The organism is Ferrovibrio terrae, from assembly GCF_943372915.1.
Lineage (GTDB): Bacteria > Pseudomonadota > Alphaproteobacteria > Ferrovibrionales > Ferrovibrionaceae > Ferrovibrio > Ferrovibrio terrae_A.
This window is the reverse complement of sequence record NZ_CALSAN010000019.1, coordinates 49,961-68,234: the sequence shown is the minus strand read 5'-3', so window position 1 is coordinate 68,234 and position 18,274 is coordinate 49,961. Positions and strand designations below refer to the sequence as shown.

General features: G+C 63.7%; 26 protein-coding genes. 19 read left to right on the top strand and 7 right to left on the bottom strand.

Going from position 1 to position 18,274, the window contains the following annotated elements; translation table 11 throughout:
* Positions 1-6: 6 nt before the first annotated feature.
* The 7 genes from AAG821_RS14215 to AAG821_RS14185 form a co-directional block, all read right to left on the bottom strand.
* The gene (locus tag AAG821_RS14215; RefSeq protein ID WP_341914589.1) at positions 7-210 is read right to left on the bottom strand and encodes a hypothetical protein; all 204 of its coding nucleotides are present in this window, start codon (positions 208-210) and stop codon (positions 7-9) included.
* A gap of 2 nt (positions 211-212) precedes the next feature.
* Positions 213-410 (bottom strand): hypothetical protein, encoded by a 198-nt coding sequence (locus AAG821_RS14210; RefSeq protein WP_341914588.1) that lies wholly within the window; start codon positions 408-410, stop codon positions 213-215.
* The gene (locus AAG821_RS14205) at positions 407-1,078 is read right to left on the bottom strand and encodes a hypothetical protein (protein WP_341914586.1); all 672 of its coding nucleotides are present in this window, start codon (positions 1,076-1,078) and stop codon (positions 407-409) included. Before AAG821_RS14205 ends, AAG821_RS14210 begins: the two co-directional genes overlap by 4 nt.
* A complete protein-coding gene (locus AAG821_RS14200; protein ID WP_341914584.1) occupies positions 1,075-1,284 on the bottom strand; it encodes a hypothetical protein in 210 nt (69 codons plus the stop codon). Before AAG821_RS14200 ends, AAG821_RS14205 begins: the two co-directional genes overlap by 4 nt.
* Positions 1,281-1,622 (bottom strand): hypothetical protein, encoded by a 342-nt coding sequence (locus AAG821_RS14195; protein WP_341914582.1) that lies wholly within the window; start codon positions 1,620-1,622, stop codon positions 1,281-1,283. The genes AAG821_RS14200 and AAG821_RS14195 overlap by 4 nt, the downstream gene beginning before the upstream one ends.
* A complete protein-coding gene (locus AAG821_RS14190) occupies positions 1,619-1,927 on the bottom strand; it encodes a hypothetical protein (RefSeq protein ID WP_341914580.1) in 309 nt (102 codons plus the stop codon). Before AAG821_RS14190 ends, AAG821_RS14195 begins: the two co-directional genes overlap by 4 nt.
* A gap of 482 nt (positions 1,928-2,409) precedes the next feature.
* On the bottom strand, positions 2,410-3,126 hold the full coding sequence (locus tag AAG821_RS14185; protein WP_341914578.1) for a helix-turn-helix transcriptional regulator: 717 nt from the start codon (positions 3,124-3,126) through the stop codon (positions 2,410-2,412).
* Positions 3,127-3,563: 437 nt separating this feature from the next.
* Here AAG821_RS14185 and AAG821_RS14180 point away from each other — a divergent pair, with 437 nt between their 5' ends.
* The 19 genes from AAG821_RS14180 to AAG821_RS14090 all read left to right on the top strand — a co-directional run bounded on the left by AAG821_RS14180 (position 3,564) and on the right by AAG821_RS14090 (position 18,272).
* Positions 3,564-3,791, top strand: a complete 228-nt coding sequence (locus AAG821_RS14180; RefSeq protein WP_341914576.1) for a hypothetical protein — start codon at positions 3,564-3,566, stop codon at positions 3,789-3,791.
* Entirely contained in the window at positions 3,784-4,101 is a 318-nt protein-coding gene (locus AAG821_RS14175) for a hypothetical protein (RefSeq protein WP_341914574.1), read from the top strand. Before AAG821_RS14180 ends, AAG821_RS14175 begins: the two co-directional genes overlap by 8 nt.
* A complete protein-coding gene (locus AAG821_RS14170; RefSeq protein ID WP_341914572.1) occupies positions 4,098-5,183 on the top strand; it encodes a toprim domain-containing protein in 1,086 nt (361 codons plus the stop codon). The genes AAG821_RS14175 and AAG821_RS14170 overlap by 4 nt, the downstream gene beginning before the upstream one ends.
* Positions 5,176-5,418, top strand: a complete 243-nt coding sequence (locus AAG821_RS14165; RefSeq protein ID WP_341914570.1) for a hypothetical protein — start codon at positions 5,176-5,178, stop codon at positions 5,416-5,418. The genes AAG821_RS14170 and AAG821_RS14165 overlap by 8 nt, the downstream gene beginning before the upstream one ends.
* Entirely contained in the window at positions 5,415-5,654 is a 240-nt protein-coding gene (locus tag AAG821_RS14160; protein WP_341916319.1) for a hypothetical protein, read from the top strand. Before AAG821_RS14165 ends, AAG821_RS14160 begins: the two co-directional genes overlap by 4 nt.
* Positions 5,654-5,953 carry a hypothetical protein gene (locus tag AAG821_RS14155; protein ID WP_341914568.1) on the top strand — a complete coding sequence of 100 codons (300 nt, stop codon included), beginning with the start codon at positions 5,654-5,656 and terminating at the stop codon, positions 5,951-5,953. The genes AAG821_RS14160 and AAG821_RS14155 overlap by 1 nt, the downstream gene beginning before the upstream one ends.
* 23 nt (positions 5,954-5,976) lie before the next feature.
* A complete protein-coding gene (locus AAG821_RS14150) occupies positions 5,977-8,106 on the top strand; it encodes a hypothetical protein (protein ID WP_341914566.1) in 2,130 nt (709 codons plus the stop codon).
* 379 nt (positions 8,107-8,485) lie between these two features.
* Positions 8,486-9,022: a hypothetical protein gene (locus tag AAG821_RS14145; protein ID WP_341914564.1), complete on the top strand. Its 537-nt coding sequence runs from the start codon at positions 8,486-8,488 to the stop codon at positions 9,020-9,022.
* A 220-nt stretch (positions 9,023-9,242) separates the two neighbouring features.
* Positions 9,243-10,757 carry a hypothetical protein gene (locus AAG821_RS14140; protein ID WP_341914562.1) on the top strand — a complete coding sequence of 505 codons (1,515 nt, stop codon included), beginning with the start codon at positions 9,243-9,245 and terminating at the stop codon, positions 10,755-10,757.
* Positions 10,741-11,202 carry a hypothetical protein gene (locus tag AAG821_RS14135; protein WP_341914560.1) on the top strand — a complete coding sequence of 154 codons (462 nt, stop codon included), beginning with the start codon at positions 10,741-10,743 and terminating at the stop codon, positions 11,200-11,202. The genes AAG821_RS14140 and AAG821_RS14135 overlap by 17 nt, the downstream gene beginning before the upstream one ends.
* A complete protein-coding gene (locus tag AAG821_RS14130; protein WP_341914559.1) occupies positions 11,177-11,410 on the top strand; it encodes a hypothetical protein in 234 nt (77 codons plus the stop codon). Before AAG821_RS14135 ends, AAG821_RS14130 begins: the two co-directional genes overlap by 26 nt.
* A gap of 2 nt (positions 11,411-11,412) precedes the next feature.
* On the top strand, positions 11,413-13,041 hold the full coding sequence (locus AAG821_RS14125) for a portal protein (protein WP_341914557.1): 1,629 nt from the start codon (positions 11,413-11,415) through the stop codon (positions 13,039-13,041).
* Positions 13,041-13,265 carry a hypothetical protein gene (locus AAG821_RS14120; protein ID WP_341914555.1) on the top strand — a complete coding sequence of 75 codons (225 nt, stop codon included), beginning with the start codon at positions 13,041-13,043 and terminating at the stop codon, positions 13,263-13,265. Before AAG821_RS14125 ends, AAG821_RS14120 begins: the two co-directional genes overlap by 1 nt.
* Before the next feature lie 2 nt (positions 13,266-13,267).
* Positions 13,268-14,161 carry a hypothetical protein gene (locus AAG821_RS14115; protein ID WP_341914552.1) on the top strand — a complete coding sequence of 298 codons (894 nt, stop codon included), beginning with the start codon at positions 13,268-13,270 and terminating at the stop codon, positions 14,159-14,161.
* A gap of 213 nt (positions 14,162-14,374) precedes the next feature.
* Positions 14,375-15,193 (top strand): phage capsid protein, encoded by an 819-nt coding sequence (locus tag AAG821_RS14110; protein WP_341914550.1) that lies wholly within the window; start codon positions 14,375-14,377, stop codon positions 15,191-15,193.
* Between the two features lie 47 nt (positions 15,194-15,240).
* Positions 15,241-15,510 carry a hypothetical protein gene (locus AAG821_RS14105; RefSeq protein WP_341914548.1) on the top strand — a complete coding sequence of 90 codons (270 nt, stop codon included), beginning with the start codon at positions 15,241-15,243 and terminating at the stop codon, positions 15,508-15,510.
* 69 nt (positions 15,511-15,579) lie between these two features.
* On the top strand, positions 15,580-15,726 hold the full coding sequence (locus AAG821_RS14100) for a hypothetical protein (RefSeq protein ID WP_341914547.1): 147 nt from the start codon (positions 15,580-15,582) through the stop codon (positions 15,724-15,726).
* Positions 15,727-15,729: 3 nt separating this feature from the next.
* On the top strand, positions 15,730-16,308 hold the full coding sequence (locus tag AAG821_RS14095) for a hypothetical protein (protein ID WP_341914545.1): 579 nt from the start codon (positions 15,730-15,732) through the stop codon (positions 16,306-16,308).
* On the top strand, positions 16,305-18,272 hold the full coding sequence (locus AAG821_RS14090) for a hypothetical protein (protein ID WP_341914543.1): 1,968 nt from the start codon (positions 16,305-16,307) through the stop codon (positions 18,270-18,272). Before AAG821_RS14095 ends, AAG821_RS14090 begins: the two co-directional genes overlap by 4 nt.
* The last annotated feature ends 2 nt before the right edge of the window (positions 18,273-18,274 follow it).

The window sequence follows — 18,274 nt, the reverse complement described above, 5'->3', positions numbered from 1 at the left end:
TTCCTCTCAGGGTTGGAAAGTCTGTGCTTCAAATTCCCGGCGCTCGCCGGGTGTCATGCCTGCCCAGCCGGACATGACCCATCGCGTGCCGGCCGGAGTCCGGATTAGCGCCGCGTGGAAAGGGATGCGGCAGAGCAGGTCCGCGCTGCTGCCGTCGGCAAGTGTGGTGCTGTCGCGCTGCGGATCGCGCGGCGGGAGATTTGTCGCCATGCTCATTTCCGCAGCCGGTCGCGCTCGGCTTCGAGCGTGGTTTCGAGGCCTGCGTCGATGATCGCCTTTTCGAGCAGAACGATTACCGATACCGGGATGTTGAATAGAACCTGATGGCTCTGCCGGCGCTTCTTCTTTGGGGCACTCGCCGCGACGACGATGGCCGCCGCGAGAATGCTTCTCACGTTATCGGGGGTCATGCTGCTGCCCTCTGGTTGGCGAGAATGAAGTCGCCCCACTGCTCGGCCATGGCAGCGGCGAGGCCCGGGAAGAACCGCGAGCGCTCGGTGCGCCGCTGTTCCTGCGTCTGCCAGCCTGTCGCGCGGTGGATGGTGGACCATGCCTTATGGTCGGCGGTGCCTGGCGCTGGCGGCGCGAGCGGGTCGTTTGCGGCGAGCGCCGGCAGGTCGCGCAACCAAAGACCGATGCCCTTGAATACCGGGTCGCCCCACATATGCGGCTGCACGATCTGCGCCGGCTCGGCATAGTTCAGGATGCGCGCCTTGGCATGGCGATGCATCTTCGGGTTCTCGATGGCGACGTGCTGGATAGGCGCGTTCCAGCAATCCGAAAACAGCGCCGCGCCTTCGTCGAGGTCGCGCCACATTTCGGCCAGCGTGCGCGCCTTGGGCGGCGCATGCAGCCAGCGCAGGCCGCTGAGGCATAGCCGCGTGCAAGGCGGGTGCATCACGGCCAGCATGTCCCAGCCGTCGCGCAGGATGGTGCGGATATCGGCGATGATATGCCGGTTGCTCGGCCGCTCGGCCGGCAGGATATCGCACGACCATGCATCGAAGCCGCGCGCGAGAAACGCGTCGCGCACGATGCCGCTGCGTTCGCAGCCGATCAGGATGCGCGGCGGCGTCATTTCGCGCCTGCCTTATGCGAGTGCGCCTTGATGACGGGGTGTTTTTCGTACTGGTGCCGGCCATCATGGCCGGTGGCCTTGATGCATCGGCGCGGATCGGGCTGGCCCTTCGACGGGGAATGCCAGCAGAGGTTATCGGCCGGGATGCTGTAGTGATCAGCCGGCCAATAGTGCTTGCCCGCGAGCTCGGCGTTCTGCTCGCTCATGCGTCACCGTCCGCGCCGCAGTGGATGCAAAGGCAGCGCTCGTGCTCTTCCACGGCGGGCCATTCGTGGCCGCCGGGGTTGCTGCAGCGATCTTCCTCGCTGTCGTCGTCGCCTTCGGGCGCTGGCGGGTTGGTGAGAAGTTCGAGCAGGTCGGCCGCTGCGGTATCGAGCTCGTCGCTGATTGCCGCCATGCTATCCAGCACGGCTTGACCCTCAGCCGTTTCGCAGCGGCGGTTGATCGGGGTGCCCGAGGTATCGGCCTCGATCCGCAGCAGTTCGACGGCGTGCTGCACGGCGGCTGCTGCCGCCTTGATGATGATTGCGCGGCTGTCGGTCATGCGCGCCCCCGATAGGCCGGGCTCGCCATGCCGGTTTCGTATGCGTCGTAATCGACATCGCGCCGGTAGCCGCGTTCACCACACGCGAGCTCGCTGGCGCGGGTGCGGTGCTTCTCTGCCTGGCGCTGATGCTGCTCGCCGGTCTCGCGCTCGCCCTGAATGAAGGCGTCGCGCGCGGCCTGGTCAGCGTTGGCTGCTAGCTTGTGGTGGCCGGCGGCGGCAATGACCGCCTTGCCCAGCTTGGCGGGCTTGGTCCGGCCCGCACGGCGTGCGGATTTCCGGGCTAGGTAGGCATCCTGCAACATGGGTGTATCCCTCTCGCGTCATCAAACCAACGCGAGTAGGAATACAACGGACAGGGGTAATCAGCAATACCAAATAGGAGTAATTTAGAATTGAGCATCATCCACACGACAACGCAAAGCTGCGTTCTCGTCCGCTTCAACCGAACATTCTTGAATTGCATCAATAGATTGTGGCTCTCCGTCGTCTGTATCGAGCAGGGAGTCGACGGCAGAAACCAGCCGTTTCCACAACCGGGTGTTAGTGGCACTCAAAGCAAAAACTCCCCATTCTGCCCGCGCGCGGACCGCGCGTCGACGGGCATGCGACAAGTGATCGTTGTTGCATGGCAGGTGTGGGAACGCCTGCGGCTCTGGCCTGGGGATAGGCCACCCCCCGTTGACTAAGAATAACCGCCATCGGGGGTAATTGGAATTTAACGCACACGCCCAAGGGGCAGTCAATCGTTAAATTGCCGCAAGACAAATACTTTTACGGGTAGTGCTTAGGCTTGTGGTCGCCTCAGGCCTTGTGCCCTACGGCTAGTAACCTGGCCTTTGATCACAAGGCGGAACTGGCTGTAGTTGGGTGCTCGCCCCGCCTTCCTGTCCTCAAGGTCGATCAGGTAGAGCGAGGCAACCGTTGTAGATCTCCGCTCGGGGCTGGTTGCGCCGATTTCGGGGTATTCTGCGAGCTCGCGTTCGGCGAATGCGTCCAGGTCATCCCAACGCTCTCGGTCGAAAGTGCCGATGTCGATGCCTTCGTCGGCCGCGAAAGCCGTGAGGTCTGGTGGCACGCCTGGCGCGCCTTTGGCGGGGTCGAAGCGGGCCACCATTGTCAGCACCATGCTTTGATCGAGGTCGTTCAGTCGGCGCAGCTTGTGCAGCAACGTCAGCTCGTCGTGGCTTGGCGCGTCCGGGCCGAAATATAGCTGCATTACGGTAATTCCGAGGGCCTTGGCGAGGCGCTTCGCCATATGAGCGGTTAGGCCCCGCTCTCCCCGCTCAATCGCGCCGACGTGCTGCTGCGACGTGCCGGCGCGCTGGGCGATGTCGGTCTGCGTGATACCTCGCGCCTTTCGCCAATGCCTGAGGAATTGCTGCCGTTCTTCGCCTGCGATGAGGTCGGCTGCGGGGGGTGTTTCGGCCGCGATAACTGCTTTTTCCATGGCTTTTAGGTTCACCCCGCGCGGGGGTGAAATCAAAAAGCTATTCTGGTTCAAGCTGTTAAGCATTGATTGACAAATAACAGCAAATAGGGGTATTCGGAAGCCACGAAATATGGTGGGTCACAGTTCCTTAACCACCAGATATTGACCGCAGACGAGGGTAAATACATGGCAGGTCGGCCCCTCTCATCCAATCCGCCCAATGCTGGGGCGGCTGCACTCAGGGATTACCGGGCGCGCGAGGGGTTAACGCAGGAAGCCGCTGCGGCCCGTAACGGCGTCGGCCAGCAGACTTGGAGCGGATGGGAAACCACGGGCAGGAAGCCGCTCGGCGCTCGTGAGCAAGCCATCGTCTCGGCCATCGGAGTATCCCTCGACCTGTTCTATCAGCAGTTCACCCCGACCGGGGGGCAAGCCGGAGTTTCCTCCTCCCAAACTATGGCCGGTGCGTTGCAGAGCGCGCCGGCCACTTTTTCGGGGGAGTGACGGCGATGGCAGCGCCAGGCAACCCGGCCCATTTCCACAAGCAGGGCTATACCGGCTGGCTGACGCGCGATGACGCTCTCGGCTGGCGGCTGGTGGTGCATCGCGACATGGGCGGCGAAACCGTCACGCATCACCTCGATACGCAACACACGCTGTTCGATGTCGGCCTGCTGTTCGAACGCAGCGCCGATTTCCTGATCGCGAAGCGGCGGCAGCGAGGCGACCATGACTAAGCGCCCGCTCGAAACCACGGCTCATTTCGAAATGCCGGCGGGTCTGGTGATGCTCGATTTCGAGCACGGCCGGCGCGGCGGCGTCGTCGGGATATCGGTCAACCTGTGCCCTGCCGGCTTTTCGATGGTGCTGATTGCGCTCTGCCGCACGCTGACCTTGCTGTTGCGGCACGAGGATGCGAGCTCGCTGAAACAGAAGTTCACGGGCGACCCGCTGACATGCTGGATTTTGACTGAGGTCGAGCGGCTTGAGCGCTTGTCGCTTGCCGCCATCGAGGCCTATGCCGCTGCTGAGGAGCGCGGCCTATGAGTGAGCGGCCGACCATCGAACAGGTGAACGCTGCGCTGGCGGATCGCGCCGACACGCTCTGCGAAACGCTCTTTCCGCTCGGCCGTCGCGTCAAGAACGAATACGAGGTTCACGATTTCGACGGCAGCCCCGGCGACAACCTCCGTATTCATATCGGACCCGGACCCAAGCGCGGAGTCTGGAAGCACTACGCGCGCGGCATTCCCGGCGGTCCACTCAAGCTGATCTGCCTGGCCGCCTGCGACGGCGACTGGAAAAAGGCATGGCAATGGGCGCTGACATTCCTGGGCTACGCTGACGGCGTTGTCTCGCTGCCCAAGCCCGACCCCGAGGCGCAGCGCAAGCGCGCGGCCGAGGCAGCCGAGGCGGCCGAGCAATCGCGCAAGCGCGCGGTGGCGATCTGGAACAAGGCCAAGGCCATCACGCCCGGCGATCCTGCCTGGCGCTATCTGACCGGCGCGTATCCGGGGCGTGGCATTGATTTCGACAAGCTGCAGCCGTTGCCGGCGGCGCTGAAATTCGACCCGGCCTGCTATCACGGCCCGACCGAAACGCGATTGCCGGCGCTGGTCTGCCTCGTGGTGGGCTGGGTCGATGGCAAGGTGAAGCAACTCGGCTGCCATCGCACCTATCTGCGCGACGACGGCAGCGACCGCCGCCGCGATCTGATCGGCGGCGACAAGCTGTTCTATGGCACCACGGCCGGCGGTTATATCCCGCTGTGGCGTGGCAACGATGGCAAGAGCTTCTTCGACCCCCGACCCGATGGCGTGCTGGCAGTGGCCGAGGGTATCGAGGACGCGCTGAGCGTTGCGATGGTCAAGCCGGCCTGGCGCAGCGCCTCGGCCATGTCGGTCGGCAATTTCGGCAAGCTGCTGCTGCCGCCGCCGGCCGTCGTCGGCCAGGTGGTGATTACCGGCCAGAATGATGAAGTGGACAGCCCGGCAGCAGCGCAGTTCCCGCCGCAGGTGGAAGCGCTGGCCGCGCGCGGCTATGCGGTGCGCGTTGCCAAGCCGCCGGGCTGCTATCAGGACTGGAACGACCTGATCCGCAATCGGGCGAAAGAGCGCGGCCATGACTGACGCGCCGCGCCGGAAAAATCCAAAGACCGGCTATGTCGAGAAAGGCCTGCTGGCTGCGCTCAGCGAGGGGCCGCAGACAACCGAGCGGCTGATCGACGCGATCTGGGGCGATGACCCTGACGGCGGGCCGGTCTGGGCTGGCGACTGCGTGCGGAACGCGGCGCGGCGTCTGCGCCGTCGCGGCTATCCGATCACGCGGCCATCGCCGGGCGTGTTGGCGATGGAGGTGGCGTGATCCGTATCTATGAAACGGTTCTATTGCAGCATGGCGCGCATGGCCTGCAAGTGCGGACCTACACGGGCCGCCGCTGGGGCGTGCTTATCATCTACCACGATGGAAAGTGCCATGGCTGGATGTGCGAGAGTGAAGTTGCCGCGCACCGCGCGGCGTCGCGCACAAATTACGTTGACCCTCGGACCGGCCGGGCCATGTACCGGCAGGTGGTGGCGGTTAGAGGATTTGTCGCGTGATGGCGCATCGTATCAGCTATCTCAATCGCCCGGTGATCCTGCCGAGACAGGAGCGGGCTTATCGAAAGTCGCGCCGTCAGAAGCCGCAGATTAAGCGGTTGCTCGGTGTGTTCTATGGAAACGTTGTGCTCCGGTATTCGCTTCATACCGTGCGCGACGTGATCCTGCTCCCTCGTGGTGCATGCCTGGCTGCTGGTGGTCGGGCAGTGGTCATCGGCAAAACAAATCGCCGCTACGTCTCGGTGCCGGCTGCGCGCGCTCTATGGCTGCGCGAGCCAGCCGAACCGCTGTTTAAATAAAATCCGTTCACTTGGGGGAATGCGTGAGTTCTGTTCCACAAGACCAAGCGGCGGTCGCTGCCGCCGCTCTCGATGCCGCCGCACCGCTAGGCGCGGTGCCGCCTGCGCCCCAACCCGCGCCGCCGGCAGATGATCCGCCGCCGAAAGACCCGTTCGAATTCATGGAATGGCAGGCGCGGCGCGGCATCACGTTCGGCGACGCGCTGGTCAAGGTCATCGCGGACAAACTCGATAAGCTGGGCGAAAAGCCGGCGAGGAAAAAGAAGCCTCGTCGCCCTCGTGATATCCCGATGGGCGAGTCTGTGGTGGATGGTGCGCCGGGCGATCCGGTCGCCGCTGGCGCCGCAGCGCTGGATGGTGCAACGCCAGTCTATGCGCCGCCGATTGATGCCGTCGCCGCGCGGCGCATGGCCGATGGCACCATGGATGGTGGTCTGCCGGCCGATTGCCCGGTGATCCCGCTGGGCAAGAATGGCGACGTGTTTTTCTACGTCGATGCGCAGCGCCAGTATCGCCACCTCAAGGCGCGCGATCACAACAGGCTGAACCTGCAGGCGCTGGTCGCGCCGAAAACCAATTGGCTGTGGGACAAGTATCCTCGCTACAACAAGGATGGCGACAAGACCGGCTGGCATGCCGAGCTCTTTGCCGAGGATCTGATGAACAACTGCGCCCAGATGCCCGCGTGGGAAGCCCGCGCGCGGCTTCGCGGGCGCGGTGCCTGGCGCGGCGACGGCAACGAGCTCGTGATGCATCTGGGCGATCAGGTGCTCGTGCGGCGCACCGATGCGCCGGAAACGCTGGCGCATGATCCGGGGTTGATCGGCTGGTATGTCTATCCGGGCAGTTCGCCGCTGCCCCGACCCGCTGATGACGACAAGGCTCTCGCTGAGGGCGTCGGCGAGGTCATGTCGCTGTTCGGTCAATGGTCGTGGCGGCAGTCGGATGAGGACAGGAAGGCAGGCCGGCATCCGCACTCGGCCCGCCTGCTGCTCGGCTGGATCATCTGCGGCCTGATCGGCGGCGCGCTGGAATGGCGTCCGATGATCTGGGTTACAGCGCCGTTCGGCAGCGGCAAGAGCACGCTGCAGGAATGCATCGACGCCATATTCGGCAAGGGCGGCATCCTGCGCGCCAGCGACGCCACCTCGGCCGGCGTGCGGCAGGTGCTCGGGCTCGATACCCTGTCGGTGCTGCTGGATGAAAACGAGGGCAGCGCCGACAACTCGAAAATCAACGCGCTCGTGCAGTTCGCTCGCCTGGCGGCCAGCGGCGGCCGGCTGTGGCGCGGCGGCGGCGATCACGAGGCGGTCGAGTTCGTCGCGCGGTCTTGCTTTGCGTTCTCGTCGATCATCGTGCCGCCACTCACGCCGCAGGACCGCAGCCGCATTGCCGTGCTGGACCTCGACAAGCTGGCGCAGGACGCGACCGAGCCGGTGATTGATCCCGACCGGCTGGCGGCCATCGGCGGGGCCATGCGCCGCCGGCTGCTGGATGGCTGGCCGGATTTCCTCGACCGCATCGCGTCGTTCAAGGGGGCCATGCGCCGGCTCGCCGGCCATACCTCGCGCAGCGCGTCGCAGTACGGCACGTTGCTCGCGGCGGCTGACTTCATGCTGAATGGCGAAGCGCCGGCCGGCGACGATGCCTGGCGCGAGGCGCTGCGGGGTTTCAGCCGCGCCGATCTGGCCTTTGTCGACGACGAGGAAGGCGGCGACGGCGAGAACTGCCTGTCGCATCTCCTGACCTCGCTGATTGATCTGGGGCGCGGCAGCGACCGGCGCACCGTCGCCGGCTGGGTCGACAGCGCGTTCGATGGGAAAGCGCAGCCGGATACCGAGAAGCTGCTCGCCTGCAACAAGGTGCTCGGCACGTTCGGGCTCAAGGTGATCGACAAGGGCGCGGTGCCTGGCGAGACGTGGTGGCTGGCAGTGGCGAACCGTCACACGATGCTTGGCACGCTGTTCGACTTCTCCGGCTCGCCCTGGGCGACGCCAGCGGGCCAGTCGGGCGCATGGGCGCGGTCGCTGCAGCGCGTTGACGGGCACCAGACGACCGGCAGCATGCGGTTCGATGGTGCCGGCAGCCGCGCCACGCTGATCCCGGTCTCGCTCTGCGTCCAAACCCCGACCCTCGGGAAGAGGGCAGAATGAACGCGCGGGTTGGGGGGGTGGCTATGCCTATCCTGCAACGCTCGGTCGGTGGCCGTTACACCTCTGTTGCGGCCGTCGTTGCAGCGATTATCAATACAACCCAAAGCCTTAGCCGTGGTTGCAACGCTGCAACGCCAGTTCGGCAGGTGCTCGCATGTGCGGGCGTGCGGGCGCGCGTGCGCCTGCGTGAAAGACAGGGTTTATCCCGTTGCAGTGTTGCAGTAGGTAAATATCCTAATAGTTACAATGGTTTAAGCTGCAACAAAAAGTGCAACGCGCCGGATAGCGCCGTTGCACTGGTCATAAATGCGAGCAGAACCAAGCGCTTAGCCTGCAACGGCCCGGCCGCCAGCAATAAAATATGGGGGTTTTATTCGCCATGACCGACCGCGATGGCCTCAAAACCTATGTCGAGCAGGCCGCGCCGCCGCGCGCGGATCAGCAGCCGCAGCAAATGTCGCTGCTAGGCGTCATCGGCGGCGCGAGCGCGGCCGATCTGAGCGCGCCGGACGATGCGCCGCGCCGCGCTGGCCGGCCGGCTGGCGCGAAGAACCGCAAGACCTACGAGAATGTCGCCTATCTCAAGGGCCGCTACGGCTCGCCGCTGGAACGCCTGCAGCAGACCGCCACGGCGAACACGACGCGCCTGGCTGACGAGCTCGGCATATCGGTTGTCGAGGCCTTCGAGCTCCAGCGGCGCTGCGACATCGCCTCGCTGCCGTACATGGAACAGAAGCTGCCGCAGGTGGTCGAGGTCGAGGACAACCGAGCCTCGCTGGTGCTCTACCAAGGGCCGGATCAAGCCTCGGTGGAAGATATTGAAATCCTTGAGGAATTTTCGGGCGAGCCGCGCCAGTTGGACGCGGCCGAGTTGGACGCCTTGCCGAAAACCGCAGAGAACGGGGAAAAACTATGACATATGCAGCGGTTCGAATAACCGCAGGACTCGGCATGCCTGGCGCACGGCGGCCGGCCTCGCGCGGCAATCGTCGGCCGGTCGCGATCCGTGACGCCGAGGCACCCCCCCACACCTGCCCACCTGTGATGGAGGTCCAGCCCGCGAGTAATTTTCCGGTTTCGGAAAAACAGACCCGCGCGACTTTGGGAGATTTTTCCACCGGGGGGCGGGGGCTGGCATGAGCACCATCGGCATTCCGATGCGGCCGGCCGGGGCCGTGCTGCGAAACTTCCTCTACGACACCACGTCGCTGGTCTGCTTCATCATGGGGCCTTACGGCTCCGGCAAAACCATCGGCCTGTTCCAGCGCATGCTGCTGTTCGCCTTCCGCATCGAGCCATCGCCCATCGACGGCGTGCGGTACATGAAAGTGATGGTGGTCCGCGACACCTATCCGAACCTCAAGCTGATAACCATTCCGTCCTACGAGCAATGGGTGCCGAAAAACCTGCCCGGCTCCGACTGGTCGAATGGGCCTCCGCCAACCCATCACATGCGAATGGATTTGGCGCTCGTTGATGGCGCTGGCGTTTGGCGCAAGCTCGGCAAGGTCGACATCATCGTTGAATTCCGCGCGGTCGGCCCGGCCGCCGCGACGCCGGAGTCTGTGTTCAAGGGTTGGGAAGGCAACCTCGTGCTGTTCGATGAGGCCGATCAGCAGCAGCCCGACGCGATTTCGCAGGCCGCCGCGCGCGTCGAGGCCGGCCGGTATCCCGCCCCGCATCATCGGCCGACCTTGCCGAATGGCGATAGCAAGCCGGCGGCTGGCGCCGTCATCGGCGCATTCAATCCGCCATCGGTCTCGCACTGGATACACGAGCAGTTCGTTGAAAACCCGGTGCCCGGTTACAAGCTTTATCGCCAGCCCGGCGGCCGGTCGCCCTATGCCGAGAACCGTCAGCGTTCGCCGCTGTCCTACTACGAGGGCCGCGTGCGGATGTGGGTCAACGAGCCCGATAAAATCCGGCGCTTTGTCGACGCTGAATTCGGCAACAGCCCGGAAGGCGCTGCGATCTTCCGAGAGTTCCGCGCGAACTTCATGGTGGCATCCGAAATCCTGATGCCGCAGCCAGGCATGCCGCTATACCTCGGCTTTGACGCTGGGGGCACGCCTGCGCTTTCCGTGCGGCAGGTGATGCCGGACGGCCAGCATCGCGGCTTGCTCGCCTTTGGCACGCCACAGGGTGAGTTCTGCGGGCCGGTGCGGTTCGCTGGATTGGTCAAGCAGGCGTTCGCGGTGCGCTTCCCCGGCTGGCCTCGCACTCTGATTAAGGCGGCGGCCGACCCCACCGCGGCCTATGGTGGCGACAAGAAAAACCCGGAGCCCGGCGAACAGGCCTGGATACAGAAAGTCGCGGCCGAGCTCGGGTATTCGCTCTACCCGTCGAAATGCCGGAACGAGCTCGACATCCGGCTTGAGGCGGTGCGCCTGCCGATGCGGAGCACGCTCGACGACCGTCCGGGCTACCTGCTCGACCCCGAGCACTGCCGCCCACTGATCGCGGCCTATAGCGGCAAGTATGTCGCCGATGATCAGGGCAAGCCGAAAAAGAACGCGGCCAGCCACGTCGCCGACGCCGACCAATATGCCGCCGTGCTGCCGGCCGATCTGGCTGAACTGCGCGGCTCCCTGCAAAATCCGCACGCCGTGCGGAATTCACCGATCATAGCGCCCCATGACTTCAAGCTCTGAAAAAATCCTCGTCGTGTTTTGCGACAATCATCCCGCCGCGCCCGGTGATCCGCTGCGCGCGAAACTGCTCTATGCGTTCCTCCGGCGGTTCCTGCGGCCCGGTTTCCGGCATTGCTTCGCGGTGATCCCCGACCGCGATGGCCTGACCATTCTCGACCCGCGTTCCGATGGGCTGCGGGTCGAGCGGCTGCGGGGGCATGGGTATCTCGCTGACCTGCAGTTCTCGGCCGACTGCGGTCTGTTGCGCCTGGCGGTCGTCGCGCGGCGCGCGCCGGACGGAAATCCCCGCGTCGGCTTTTACACCTGCGTCGGTTTCATCACGCGGCTGCTTGGTCTGCCGAGAATGCGTCCCGGTCCGATTTCGCCCTATCAGCTATACAGCGAACTTCAACGCATCGAATGCGGCGAAGGGGCAAAGCATGGGCGGCAAGCCAAAAGCGCCTGATACCTCTGCGGCGGATCGCCAGGCCGAGGAATTGAGGGTCGAGAAAGAAAAACAGAAGGCCGCGAATGACGCGTCCGTGCGAGCGCGTAAAGCGCGTCGCGGCGGCGCGAGCGCCTTCCGATACGCCGATGAGGCCGGCGTCCGTTCCGGCGATCTGGCCGCCATGCGGTTCGATCCTTCCGGCGGCGGCGGCAAGACCATCGGGTAATCATGGCCGTCTCAGCGGGCAAGACCGACACGAGCGAGGTTTTTGGTAAGCGTTCCATGGAGCGCTACAAAACCGCGCGTGGCGATGCCGACCGCTGGAAAGGCCGGCTGCAGGATGCTTACAAGCTGCTGTTGCCGGCGCATGCGGGTGCTTGGGTAAAAGGCGCGCTGCCGTCGCTGGCTGACGTGTTCGACACGACCGGCAGCGAAGCGGTCGAGCGGCGCTCCGGCGATCTGCACGACCAGCTATTTCCCATGTTCGAAGAGTGGGCGGATTTCAGCGCCACGCTGTCTCCGGGCTTTGCAGCCTCGGGCGCGACGACTGCGCCGGATGAGCCCAAGGCGAAAGAGTACCGCGAGAAATTCCATGGCGCGGTCGAGGCTTCGAACTTCCATCCTGAAATCAAGACGGCGCTTGAAGAGGTTGTCGTATCGACCGGCTGTATCGAGGTGCATCCCGGTTTGTCGCATGCCAAGCCGCTCCGCTTCGAGGCCGTGCCGCTGGCGCAGCTCTGTTTCGAACAGGGCGTCGATGGCACGTTGCAGTCGACCTGGCGCGACCGCGAGGTCATGCTGTGCGAGATCAAGGAAATCTGGCGCAATGCCACGCTGCCCCACAAATGGGCCGAGCAGCTTAAGAGCGAGCCATATACTAAGGTCGAGGTCATTGACGGCATGGTTTATGACCATGCGACGCGTGAATGGGAACACCGCGTCACCGCGAAAGCTGAAAGCGATGTCGCTCCTCTGCTCATCGAGCGGCACCCCGTCAACCTGCGGATCGCCTTCCGCATGGGCAAGGCGCTCGGCTCGGCCTTCGGTTTCGGCTCGGGCATGCGCGTGCAGCCGGCCGCGCAGACCGCAAACAAGGTCGTCGAACTCACGCTGAAAAACGCCGCCATCGCCGTCACCGGCATCTGGCAGGCCGACGATGATGGCGTGCTCAATCCGGCTAACGTCCGGCTTGTGCCTGGCGCGATCATTCCCAAGGCGCTCGGTTCGACCGGCCTGACCCCGCTCAAGCCCGCCGCTGATTTCAACCTTTCGACCATCATCCTTGGCGATCAGCGCGCGCAAATCGACTTAGGGATTGCCGGGCCGCTGCCGCCCGAGGCGGCCCGGTCGTCGCGCCGCACGGCGGAAGAGGTCGCGACCGACGAACGGCGGCACCAGCGCATCGACATGCCGAAAACGCTGCAGGTCTATGCCGAGCTCTACGAGCCGCTTGTCGCAGCGATCCTCTACACGCTCGGCCATCCCTACAATGCCGGCGGCCGGTTCCATGTTCCGCGCGAGGATCAACCGACCATCTGGCCGATATCGCCGCTGGTGCGGCTGCGGAACCAGCACAAGGCCGAGCAAATCCTGCGGACCTTTGTGAATGCGCGCGCTATCGCTGAGGATTTGGTCGCGGAAATCGTCAAGGTTCCCGACCTGATCCGCTGGTATCTGGATTGGGGCGGCATGCCCGGAGAACTGATCGTCTCGGCCAAACAGCAAAAGCCGGCCGGCCCGTCGCCTGTCGAGGAACTTGCTGGCGCGGTGGCTGCGCCTGCGGCGAATGCCGCCGGCAAGGTAATCGGCGAAGCCGCTGCGGCTGAGCTCGTCTCGTCTGCGGTTGGGGGCGGCTGATGGCTGATCATGCTGAGCTCGCCCGCATCGCCGTGCAGCTTTTCAAGTCGCATCCCGGCTCGGTCCTGTTCGAGCATCTGCGTGCCCGGACGGTTGATCACCAGTTGCCGGCCAGCGCGACAGAGGCTGAATTGCGCGATCTGGAAGGCCAGCGTCGCAACTTTCGTTACATCGAAAATCTCGTGCGTAGCGGTTCCACTCAACCTCCATCCCCCGAGGAATGACCATGACGACTCCTGCCGATAATTCTGCTGGTGATAGCGCCGCGACCGTGGACACGGCCGCCCTTATGGATTTCACCCCGCCCGGTAATCAGGGCGGCGCGGATGACACTGCCGCCGATCAGACTGGCGATGCCAAGATTGCGGCCGACAAGGCAGCGGCCGATAAGGCGGCCGACACTGCCGGCGGCAAGCATATGTTCAAGATGCCGGACGGTGCCGAAATCGAGGTTCCGCCGGAGCTCTGGGATGCGAAGGCGAATGACGGCAAGGGTGGCGTCAATCACGCAGCCGCGCTCAAGCGTGCCATCGACCTGCGGCAGAAACTCGGCCTGGCCGGCGATGCCGCCAAAGAGTTGGTTCTGACGGTTCCGAAAGAGTTCGAAGGGAAATTCGAGGTCGATCTGCAGCACCCGTTGGCGCAGGCGCTTGGCGAGGCGATCAAGGGCGGGGCAATGATCCCGCAGAAAACAATCGACGCGCTGTTCGAAACCTTCGTCAAGGGCGAGCTCGGCCGCGACGATTTCTCGGCCAAGCAGAACGAGGAACGCCAGGCCGATATTGAAGCGATCAAGGCTGATGGCGCGAAGCTGCTGAAAGAGATTGGCGGCAATGCCGGCACCGTGCTCGGCGAGCTCAATAGCTGGGCTGCAGCCACGTTCGGCACCGATCCCGAGACAGTCTCCGAACTGCAGGCGATGCGGTCGAGCTACACAGGAACGAAAATTCTGATGAAGATGCGCGACCTGATGAAGGGCGGCGGCGGTGGCGGCGGCGGCGGTGTCTCGCTGACACTTGAGGATCTGCACAAGCTGCAGGAAAGCCCTGAATACCTGAATGGTGACATCGAAGTTCGGCGGAAGGTCGAGGCGGGCTACAAGGCCCTGTACCCCGGTTGACCGCAGCGGGCGTCGCCCTCCCGTGGCCGGGACCGACGCTTTCCGCATTTAGCCCGCCAGGTCGAGCGTTATCGACCCGCTGCGCGGCAGCCCATCTGGGCTGGCCGCGCCTCCGGGCCTCTCTCGGCAAGACCCCGGCAGTAGTTGCCCGCTGCCCGTAGCGCGAAACGGGCGCAAGCAACCCACTGTGTCATCAAACGAGAGAGACAACCCATGAACCCGACGATTGAAAATTCCTTCGTCAAGCAGTTCGAACACGACGTGCATGTCGCCTATCAGCGCCAGGGCGCGAAGCTGCGTTCGACTGTTCGCAGCAAGACCAGCGTCAAGGGCTCGTCGACCACCTTCCAGAAGGTCGGCAAGGGCACCGCGAGCACCAAGGCCCGTCACGGCAAGGTTCCGGTGATGAATGTCGACCACGGTTCGGTCGAATGCATTCTCGCCGACTACTATGCTGGCGAATGGGTCGACGCGCTCGACGAACTCAAGGTCGGCCACAGCGAGCGCGATGTCGTGGTCAATGCCGGGGCGTATGCGCTCGGCCGCAAGACCGACGAGCTCATCATCAAGGCGCTCGACGTGAATACCAATTTCGCCCTGACCGACGCCGATGGTCTGACCAAGGCGAAAATTCTGGCCGCCTTCGAAGCGCTCGGCAATGCCGACGTGCCCGACGACGGTCAGCGTTATGCCGTGGTCGGCTGGCGCCAGTGGTCGCAACTGCTCGACATCCCCGAGTTCTCGGATGCCGATTATGTCGGCGACGCTGATCTGCCGTGGAAGGGCGCGCAGGCCAAGCGCTGGCTCGGTACGCTGTGGATGGCCCATAGCGGCCTGACGCTGACCAGCAGCAAGCGGTTCTGCCACTGGTATCACAAGACCGCTGTCGGCCATGCCTCCGGTCAGGATGTCAAAAGCGACATCACCTGGCACGGCGATCGTGCGGCGCATTTCGTCAACAACATGATGTCGCAGCAGGCGGTTCTTATCGACCCGACCGGCGTCGTGACGATGCGCTGCCACGAGGCGTAATCGCCTCGCGGTTCTCCCATCCCGAAACCTAACTAGGAGCCTGCATCATGGCGCTTAACACTAAGAACTTCGCGGCGCTGTCGTATGCCAATGGGTATACCCACTGGCATTACGCCACGCCCGACACTGCCGCCACCGTCGATACGACGGGCTACTTCAATCTGGTCGCCAGCATGGTGAATGTCGGCGACCGCATCACCGCCAATGTCGGCATCGGCGGCACGCCCGCCTATGGCGAGTTCGTCGTGCTGTCGAACACGGGCGGCGTCGTCGATGTCGGCGACATGACCGCCATGGGCGGCACCGATACCGACTAACCCTCGGTCGTATTGCCAGGGCGCGGCGACCCCGCGCCCTGGTCCTTTCCCTCTAGCCTGCGAGGCAACATGACCAAACAGACCGATAAGAAAGCCGACGATGACGCAGCGCTGAAAGCTGCGGCCGAGAAGGCCGAGGCCGATGCCCAGCCGGGTCAGCGCTTCAAGACGCGCACCGTGTCTTGGATTTCCGGCCATCCGAAAAAGGCTGGCTAAGCCATGCTCGGGCCGCTGGGTATCCTCAATGCATCGCTGATCGAACTCGGCGTCGGGACGATCACGGCGTGGGGTGAGGACTCGCCCACGGCTGAAGCCGCGCGGACCATCTATCCGATGGTCCGCGACGCGCTTCTCTCTTCCTATACATGGTCGTTCGCGACGGTCGATGAGGACCCGGTTCCGGTGCCGACCTCTGAGGGGGCTCCGAAACGCTTCGCGATCCCGAACGCCTGCCTGCGCGTCGTCACCTTGACGGCTGGCGAGGATAACAGAATTAAGGTTCCGTACCGCCTGCGGAAGCCGCGCCATATCGTGATCCGCGCGAGCGCGATAGAGCCGGATACGATTACCTTTATCGAACGCGTCGATGAAAGCCTGTGGCCGTCCTATTTCGAACAGACCATGGTTATCGGCGTCGCAGCCAGGCTTTGCATTCCGCTGACCGAGAATGACGCGCGCCGCGCGGCTCTCAGCACTGTTCTTAAGAACGAGCTCTCAGGCGCACGCCTGATTGACGCACAGTCCAGCACGCCGCAGGCCCTTGAAGGCGTCGGCGATCTGATCGCGGTACGCTCGTGAGCACCACGCGGCTCGCATCTAATGTGTTCTCTCGGGGTCAGCTTGACCCCGATCTGTGGCCGCGTTCCGATCTGGAAATCTATTACAAGGCCGCGCAGAAAATCGAGAACCTGCAAAGCCTGCCACTCGGCGGCGTGGCGCTGCGCCCCGGTCTGGTCTTTGTGGCCGACCTTGGCGTTGCGGCGGATATGCACCGCATCAAGGAATTTGTGTTCGATCCGACTGCCGGCTCGACGCAAAGCTATCTGCATGTTTTCGTCGACGGCAAGCTGTGGGTTTATCACAACGATGTACGCGTTGCGGAGCTCGTGACGCCTTGGACGGCCGCGCTCGTTGGCGACATCGACTACGCGCAGTCCCTCGACACCATGATTGTCACGCATAAGCAGGTGCGAACCCGCCGCGTCATGCGCCGTGGCCGCCATGATGCGTGGGTTATTGAGAACGCGCCTTTCGAGAATATCCCAAAATTCGAATATGCCCGCAGCTTCCCGAATATGACGCTGACCTTGGCTGCCCTCAGTGGCGGGTCGGTTGCCGTTTCGACAAATGTCGACTGGTTCGAAGCCAATGACGTTGGCGCGACGGTTCGGGCGGATACCGGCCAGGCGACCGTAACGGCCGTCGCCGATGCTCGCCATGCAACGCTGAATATCAGCGTCGTTTTTGTTGCTCTGGTGCTCGATCCGTATTTCTGGTCGATTGACCGCAGCACGAGCACAACCAAAGCCGAGGACGTTTGGTCCGACCGGCGCGGCTGGGCTGGTGCTGTGGCGTTGCATGATGGTCGAACCTATCTCGGCGGCTCTCTGTCGCGCCCGAGCACGATCTGGGGCTCGTTCGTCGAAAAGGCATTCGACTTCAAGAGCACGACTGACGCGCACGATGACGAGGCGGTCGAGGCCACGCTGTCCGAAAACAATCCTGTCATCCGCAGGATGCGAAGCATCGGCGGCGCGCTCTGGGCGATGACCTCGGCCGGAGAATACTCCGTGACTGCGGTTCCGGTCACGCCCAAGGATTTCGCGCCGACCCGTCAAACCGACCTTCCGTCCGCGATGATCGCGCCGGCCGAAGTTGAAGGCTCGCCGGTTTTCGTGCGCTCCAATGACGACGGCGCGGACAATGCCATTTATGAGCTGGTGCGGTCGTCTTCCGAAAGCGTCGACAACGTAGCCTATGAACCGGTCGACATCGCGCAGCATGCCGGCAACCTGATCCGCACGCCGATACAAGATCAGGCTTACGCGCCGGGCAGCGATACCTCCGGCGCGAACCATCTTTTCGAGGTTAATGGCGACGGCACGCTCGCGGTATTCAATACCCGCCGCAAACAGAACATTTCGGCCTGGACGCTTTACACCTCGGCCGGGCAGTTCAAGCGCGTCGCTGTTGTCGGCGGCCGGGTCTATCTGACTGCAACCCATGGCGGCCGTCTCATGCTGCTGCGCCTCGACCGCACTGCTCGACTTGATTTTTCCAAGACCGTGACCAGTGAAGCGCCGGCAACGAACTGGCCGGGCTTCAATCATCTGGCCGGTCTGACTGTCCATGTCTATGCCGATGGAAAATTCCTCGGCCCGCATGTCGTCTCTGTTGGCGGTGCGATCACCACGGCGGCGGCCTATAGCAACGTACATGCCGGCCTGCCGTTTACCTGGCGGCTCAAGCTGCTGCCGGAAGAGGCGCGCACCGAGGAAGGCACGATAGTAGGCCGCCGCTATCGAGTTGTCGGCGTCAACATAAAAGTTCGCGATACGGCTGAGCTCTACATCAACGGCAAGCCGGTCGATTTTCGCAGGCTCAAGACCACGAATGACCCGATCCCGCTGTTCTCCGGTCATATCGAGCAGCGGTTGCTCGGCTGGTCAATCGGCGGCGATGCCGATGGCAGCCTCGAATTGTCCGGCCCGAACTGCAAGCCGGTCACCATTCAATCAGTCGTGCGTGAAATTAAGGGGTGAAG

Bases quoted from the DNA above. Each gene is read 5' to 3' on its own strand.
- AAG821_RS14165 (WP_341914570.1), top strand. From the start codon at position 5,176: ATGACTGACGCGCCGCGCCGGAAAAATCCAAAGACCGGCTATGTCGAG.
- AAG821_RS14155 (WP_341914568.1), top strand. From the start codon at position 5,654: ATGGCGCATCGTATCAGCTATCTCAATCGCCCGGTGATCCTGCCGAGA.
- AAG821_RS14130 (WP_341914559.1), top strand. From the start codon at position 11,177: ATGGGCGGCAAGCCAAAAGCGCCTGATACCTCTGCGGCGGATCGCCAG.
- AAG821_RS14170 (WP_341914572.1), top strand. From the start codon at position 4,098: ATGAGTGAGCGGCCGACCATCGAACAGGTGAACGCTGCGCTGGCGGAT.
- AAG821_RS14135 (WP_341914560.1), top strand. From the start codon at position 10,741: ATGACTTCAAGCTCTGAAAAAATCCTCGTCGTGTTTTGCGACAATCAT.
- AAG821_RS14195 (WP_341914582.1), bottom strand. From the start codon at position 1,622: ATGACCGACAGCCGCGCAATCATCATCAAGGCGGCAGCAGCCGCCGTG.
- AAG821_RS14140 (WP_341914562.1), top strand. From the start codon at position 9,243: ATGAGCACCATCGGCATTCCGATGCGGCCGGCCGGGGCCGTGCTGCGA.
- AAG821_RS14145 (WP_341914564.1), top strand. From the start codon at position 8,486: ATGACCGACCGCGATGGCCTCAAAACCTATGTCGAGCAGGCCGCGCCG.
- AAG821_RS14200 (WP_341914584.1), bottom strand. From the start codon at position 1,284: ATGAGCGAGCAGAACGCCGAGCTCGCGGGCAAGCACTATTGGCCGGCT.
- AAG821_RS14215 (WP_341914589.1), bottom strand. From the start codon at position 210: ATGGCGACAAATCTCCCGCCGCGCGATCCGCAGCGCGACAGCACCACA.
- AAG821_RS14125 (WP_341914557.1), top strand. From the start codon at position 11,413: ATGGCCGTCTCAGCGGGCAAGACCGACACGAGCGAGGTTTTTGGTAAG.
- AAG821_RS14205 (WP_341914586.1), bottom strand. From the start codon at position 1,078: ATGACGCCGCCGCGCATCCTGATCGGCTGCGAACGCAGCGGCATCGTG.
- AAG821_RS14115 (WP_341914552.1), top strand. From the start codon at position 13,268: ATGACGACTCCTGCCGATAATTCTGCTGGTGATAGCGCCGCGACCGTG.
- AAG821_RS14100 (WP_341914547.1), top strand. From the start codon at position 15,580: ATGACCAAACAGACCGATAAGAAAGCCGACGATGACGCAGCGCTGAAA.
- AAG821_RS14180 (WP_341914576.1), top strand. From the start codon at position 3,564: ATGGCAGCGCCAGGCAACCCGGCCCATTTCCACAAGCAGGGCTATACC.
- AAG821_RS14175 (WP_341914574.1), top strand. From the start codon at position 3,784: ATGACTAAGCGCCCGCTCGAAACCACGGCTCATTTCGAAATGCCGGCG.
- AAG821_RS14190 (WP_341914580.1), bottom strand. From the start codon at position 1,927: ATGTTGCAGGATGCCTACCTAGCCCGGAAATCCGCACGCCGTGCGGGC.
- AAG821_RS14210 (WP_341914588.1), bottom strand. From the start codon at position 410: ATGACCCCCGATAACGTGAGAAGCATTCTCGCGGCGGCCATCGTCGTC.
- AAG821_RS14110 (WP_341914550.1), top strand. From the start codon at position 14,375: ATGAACCCGACGATTGAAAATTCCTTCGTCAAGCAGTTCGAACACGAC.
- AAG821_RS14095 (WP_341914545.1), top strand. From the start codon at position 15,730: ATGCTCGGGCCGCTGGGTATCCTCAATGCATCGCTGATCGAACTCGGC.
- AAG821_RS14105 (WP_341914548.1), top strand. From the start codon at position 15,241: ATGGCGCTTAACACTAAGAACTTCGCGGCGCTGTCGTATGCCAATGGG.
- AAG821_RS14120 (WP_341914555.1), top strand. From the start codon at position 13,041: ATGGCTGATCATGCTGAGCTCGCCCGCATCGCCGTGCAGCTTTTCAAG.